General features: G+C 73.1%; 2 protein-coding genes and 1 pseudogene. 2 read left to right on the forward strand and 1 reads right to left on the reverse strand.

All coding sequences use genetic code 11. From position 1 onward, the window contains the following. Positions 1-398 (reverse strand): LacI family DNA-binding transcriptional regulator (locus AB0K28_RS51650; protein WP_364386056.1); only part of this gene is annotated, 398 nt, incomplete at its 3' end. 109 nt (positions 399-507) lie between these two features. Between AB0K28_RS51650 and AB0K28_RS51655 the strand changes: the two genes are divergently transcribed. Together AB0K28_RS51655 and AB0K28_RS51660 are read left to right on the forward strand one after the other, a co-directional pair. Further along, on the forward strand, positions 508-1,452 hold the full coding sequence (locus AB0K28_RS51655) for a nucleoside hydrolase (protein ID WP_364386059.1): 945 nt from the start codon (positions 508-510) through the stop codon (positions 1,450-1,452). After that, a pseudogene (locus tag AB0K28_RS51660) lies at positions 1,449-1,918 on the forward strand (adenosine deaminase); the annotation flags it as partial. The gene AB0K28_RS51655 and the pseudogene AB0K28_RS51660, both read left to right, overlap by 4 nt.

Raw genomic sequence — 1,918 nt, forward strand, 5'->3', positions numbered from 1 at the left:
GCCGGGTCGTCGGCGCCCGGGGCCGAGACGACGATCAGGCCGTCGACCTGCGCGCCCAGCAGGGCGTCGATCACGGCGGCCTGGCGCTGCCCGTCATAGCCCGAGTTCGCCACGACCATCAGCTTGCCGGAGGCGGAGAGCGCCTCCTCCAGCCGCTGGCCGAGGGCCGCGAAGTAGGGGTTGACCGTGTCGGGAAGCACGACCCCGACCAGGCCGGAGGAGCCGGAGCGCAGCGCGGCGGCCACCCGGTTGTGGCGGTACCCGAGCTCTGCCGCGGCGGCGAGGACACGTTCCCGCGTGCGGGCCGCGACCGGCCGCGGCCCGCCGTTCACGACGTAGCTCACCACCGCGATCGAGGTTCCGGCGCGGCGGGCCACGTCGGCCATCGTCACCGCCATACCCGCTCCCTTCTTGACAGATCACGTACGCGGCCACCATCGTTGCACCCGACACTGAATCTAAACGTTTAGACAAGCTGCTTTCCCCCTCCTCCTTCACGGAGCCGTGATGAAACTGATCGTGGACACCGACACCGCGTCCGACGACGCCGTGGCGCTGCTGCTCGCCGCGCGCGACAGGAGCGCCGAGCTGGAGGCGGTGACCACCGTCGCGGGCAACGTCCCGCTGCGGCAGGCCACCCGCAACGCGCTGCTCACCCTGGAAGTCGCCGGAATGGACGGCGTGCCGGTGTTCGAGGGCTGCGACCGCCCGATGGTGCGCCCGCTGTCCACCGCGCAGCCGGTGCACGGCGACGACGGGATGGGCGATCTCGGCCTGCCGGGGCCCGCCCGCCATCCCCATGCAGGGCACGCCGTCGACGTGCTGCTCGACCGGGCCCACGCGCGGCCGGGCGAGTACACGCTGGTCACCCTGGGGCCGCTGACCAATCTGGCCGCCGCGCTGCTGCGCGACCGCGACCTGCTGGGCCGCTACCAGCAGGTGTACTGCATGGCCGGCGCGCCCGACGCGGTCGGCAACATCAGCGCGACGGCGGAGTTCAACGTCTGGGCGGACCCCGAGGCCGCGCACGTCGTCCTCGCGGCGGCCGATCCCGGTCGGGTCACCTGGATCGGCTGGGACGTCTCACGGCGCGACGCGGTGATGACGCCGGCCGACCAGGAACGGCTGATCGCCCTGGACTCCCCGCTGGCCGGCTTCACTCACCGCATCAACCGCAAGGTGACCGAGTGGGCCGCCCGGGTGACCGGGCTCTCCGGTTACGACCTGCCCGACCCGGTGGCCATGGCGGTGGCGCTGCGCCCCGGCCTGGTGGCCGAGCGGGAGACGGCGCACGTGCGGATCGCGCTCGGGGACGAGGCCCGGGGCCAGACCATGGTCGACCGGCGGTTGACCGGCCCGCCGCCCAACGTCACCCTCGTCCGCCGCGTGCACGAGAAGAGCTTCAAGGACCTGTTGTTCGGCCTGCTGGCGCCGGAGGAGGCACGCGCATGATCGGCCGTTACGAACTGCACTGCCATCTAGACGGTTCGGTACGTCCCGCCACGGTCGCCGAGCTGGCCGCGCAGCAGGGCATCACGCTGGGCGGGCCGGTCGAGTCGCTGGTGGTGGCCCCGCGCGAGTGCGGCGACCTGATGACCTACCTCACCTACCTCGATCCGGTCCTGCGGGTGCTGCAGACCCCCGAGGCGCTGCGCCGGGCGGCGCTGGAGCTGGTGCACGACTGGCACGCCGACGGAGTCGTGTACGGCGAGGCCAGGTTCGCGCCGCAGCTGCACGGCGAGCGGGGGATGACCCTCGACGAGGCGGTCGAGGCGGTGGCCGACGGCCTGGCGGCCGGATGGGAGCAGACCGGCGTCCGCTGTGCGCTCCTCCTGTGCTGCCTGCGCCAGCAGCCGCCGGAGATCAGTGAGCAGGTCGTGGCCGCCGCGCTGCGCCACCGAGGATCGGTCGCCGGCGT

It is taken from the genome of Nonomuraea sp. NPDC049504, from assembly GCF_040676845.1.
GTDB lineage: Bacteria > Actinomycetota > Actinomycetes > Streptosporangiales > Streptosporangiaceae > Nonomuraea > Nonomuraea salmonea.

Coding starts and splice junctions, on each gene's coding strand:
- AB0K28_RS51655 (WP_364386059.1), top strand. CDS start 508: ATGAAACTGATCGTGGACACCGACACCGCGTCCGACGACGCCGTGGCG.